The organism is Micromonospora globispora, from assembly GCF_003857015.1.
GTDB lineage: Bacteria > Actinomycetota > Actinomycetes > Mycobacteriales > Micromonosporaceae > Micromonospora > Micromonospora globispora.
Genome location: NZ_QGGF01000565.1, coordinates 1 through 3109, shown reverse-complemented (window position 1 = coordinate 3109; position 3109 = coordinate 1). Strand labels below are relative to the sequence as shown.

The 3109-nt window shown below is 73.4% G+C and carries 2 protein-coding genes; one reads left to right on the top strand and one right to left on the bottom strand.

Annotation, left to right across the window (positions count from 1 at the left end; genetic code table 11):
- Nucleotides 1-694 precede the first annotated feature (694 nt).
- Nucleotides 695-1693 carry a diacylglycerol kinase family protein gene (locus DKL51_RS28975; protein ID WP_109943859.1) on the bottom strand — a complete coding sequence of 333 codons (999 nt, stop codon included), beginning with the start codon at nucleotides 1691-1693 and terminating at the stop codon, nucleotides 695-697.
- A gap of 124 nt (nucleotides 1694-1817) precedes the next feature.
- Between DKL51_RS28975 and DKL51_RS28970 the strand changes: the two genes are divergently transcribed.
- On the top strand, nucleotides 1818-3107 hold the full coding sequence (locus tag DKL51_RS28970; protein ID WP_109964789.1) for an adenylosuccinate synthase: 1290 nt from the start codon (nucleotides 1818-1820) through the stop codon (nucleotides 3105-3107).
- Nucleotides 3108-3109: the final 2 nt, after the last annotated feature.

Sequence of the window (3109 nt, the reverse complement as noted above, 5' to 3'; positions counted from 1 at the left end):
GCTGCGGCGCGCCCGCCGTCCCGCCGGACCGCTCGTCATCGGCGCTCGCCGCCGGGCCGCTCCGGTCGCCGGTGTGTGGGGCCGCCGGCGGGACGGTGGCTGCGGCCGTTGTCGGCGCACCGGGCTGCTGTTCTGTGCTGGTCGGCCGCTGCGGTGGCTGCGCCCAGGGTGATCCGCCCGCGCCCCGCCCATTCGTCCCGGCAGATGGGCTGGTCGCCGGCTGGTCGAGGGTGAACGGCTGGTCGAGGTCGACCGGCGCGGCCGGCTGCCCCGCCCGAGGTCCCGGCAGGGCCGGCTTCGGAGCGACCGGCTGCTCCGCCCGAGGTTCCGGCAGGACCGGTTCGTCAGGAGCCGGCTGCTGTGCGCGAGGTGCCGGCAGGGCCGGTTCATCAGGGGCAAGCTGCTGTGCCCGGGGTCCGGCCGCGCTCGGGTCGGTAGGCGACGGCGACGCGGGTGGTGTCGCGGCAGCGGGGGTCCACGCGTCCGCCGGCGGCGGGGTCGGCGCTGCCCAGGGGTGGCCCGGGTCGGCCGGATCGGGTGGCCAGAGCGGTTCGATGTCCCGCTCGGGTACCGGCTGGTGGCCCGGCACGTGGGCCGCGTCGGCGTTCTCGTGCACCACGGTTCCTCCCCATTCCTCCCGCCCGAGGATAGGCCGTCCGGTTGCGCCGCCGGCCCGCCGAGGGATCGACCGGGGTCAGATCGTCCAGACCGCCCAGGCGCCCGGCTCGATCCACCAGGACCGCTTCCGGCTCAGCTCGCCCTCGACGCCGTCGTCGAGGAAGGGCACCTTCTCGTCGCGGGGGATGACCGCCACGGCCCGGCCCCGGGCCCGGCGCACCTCGAGTCGTACCCGCTTCCGGCCGAGCGCCGACCGGGTGACCACGGGAACGGCCACCGCCACCTCCAGCCGGCCGTCGGCCGGGTCCGGGTCGGCCAGCAGCGCCACGTCGTCGAGGCGGGCGTACCCGCCGGCGTTGCCCACCGCGCAGGCCATGATCGGTTCCTCGCCGTCGGAGAGCACGGCGTCGTCCACCTCGACCCGGCCGCGCCAGTGCAGCGGCCGTCCGGCGTCGTCGGCCGCACCGAGCAGCGCGCCGTCCAGGGTCACCGAGCCGCCGTCGTTGCGGAGCAGGTCGAGCCGGCGGGGAGCGCCGTCCAGCACCGCCGCGGCCACCGTCGCGGGGTCGCGGGGCAGCCCGAGTTGCGCCGCCAGGTCGCGATGCGTGGTGCTGCGGGCCGGGTCCAGCGGGAGCACGCCGACCGGCGGCAGGTCCGGCACCGTCCGGTTGCCGGGCAGGTCGTCGGGGCGGCGGCTGGGCGGCGGGGCGTACCGGCGGACCAGCCGGCGCAGCACGGCGCGCAACTGTCCGTCACTGGCGGTGGCGACCACCAGCCGGGTCTTGGAATCCGGGTCCGGCCAGGTGAGGCCATCTTCGCGCGGCGGGCCGTCGAGCCGGGCCAGCACAGCGTCGATGTCGGCGTCCGAGCGGGCGGTGACCGCCTCCACCCGGGCACCCCGCGTGGTCAGCGCGTCCGTGCAGGCCAGCACCGGTACGCGCGGCGTTTCGCAGCGCTCCTCAGTCTTCTCCGCGGCGGCCTCGGCGGCGCCACCGCAGCAGGCTTCACCGCTGCCACAGCCGCCACCGGGAGCGTCCCGCTCCGACCCGAGGGTCAGCAGCACCACGTCGTACACGGGTAGGGCCTCCTGCCTCTCGCCGCGACCCCTGCCAGCCGCGCCGTCACTACTTGTTAGCCTGACACCCCGGGCTCGCCAACCGGTCGCCACCTGGCACCCGAGCCTTCTGGAGGCGGAGAAGATGCCAGCGATCGTGCTCCTCGGCGCTCAGTGGGGCGACGAGGGCAAGGGCAAGGTTACCGACCTGCTGGGTGAGCGGGTCGACTACGTCGTGCGCTACTCCGGCGGCAACAACGCCGGCCACACCGTCATCACGCCCGACGGCCAGAAGTACGCCCTGCACCTCATGCCGTCCGGGGCGCTCTCCCCAAACGCCATGATCGTCATCGGCAACGGCGTGGTGGTCGACCCGAAGGTGCTGCTGGAGGAGATCGACGGCCTGTCCGAGCGGGGCGTGGACGTCTCCCGGCTGCGCATCTCCGGCGACGCGCACCTGATCATGCCGCATCACCGGGCGCTGGACCGGGTCGTCGAGCGGTACCTCGGCTCCTCCCGGATCGGCACCACCGGCCGCGGCATCGGCCCGGCGTACGGCGACAAGGTCGCCCGGATGGGCATCCGGGTCCAGGACCTGCTCGACCCGGGCATCCTGCGCAAGAAGCTGGAACTCGCGCTGCGCGAGAAGAACCAGGTGCTGTTCAAGGTCTACAACCGCAAGGCGATCGACCTCGACGCGACGATCGACGAGTACCTGGAGTACGCGGAGCGGCTCAAGCCGTACATCGCGGAGACCCGGGCCATGCTCTGGGACGCGCTCGACCGCGGCGAGACCGTGCTGCTGGAGGGCGCCCAGGCCACCATGCTCGACATGGACCACGGCACGTACCCCTTCGTCACCTCGTCGAACCCGACGGCAGGTGGGGCGTGCGTTGGTGCCGGCATTCCGCCGACGGCGATCACCAAGGTGATCGCGGTGAGCAAGGCGTACACCACCCGGGTGGGCGCGGGGCCGTTCCCGACCGAGCTCTTCGACGACAACGGCCAGCACCTGGTCAAGATCGGCCACGAGTACGGCACCACCACCGGCCGGGAGCGCCGCGCCGGCTGGTTCGACGCGGTCGTGGCCCGGTACGCGTCCCGCCTGAACGGCGTCACCGATCTGGTCGTCACCAAGCTCGACGTGCTCACCGGCCTTCCCAAGGTCCCGATCTGCGTCGCGTACGAGATCAACGGCAAGCGGGTCGACGACATGCCGATGACCCAGACCGAGTTCCACCACGCCACGCCGATCTACGAAGTGCTCGACGGCTGGTGGGAGGACATCACCAAGGCGAGGACCGAGGACGAGCTCCCCGAGAACGCCCGCCGCTACATCGCCCGCATCGAGGAACTGTGCGGCACCAAGGTCAGCGTCGTAGGCGTAGGCCCCGGCCGCGAAGAAAACGTGGTCCGCCACCCCCTCCTCCCCTAACC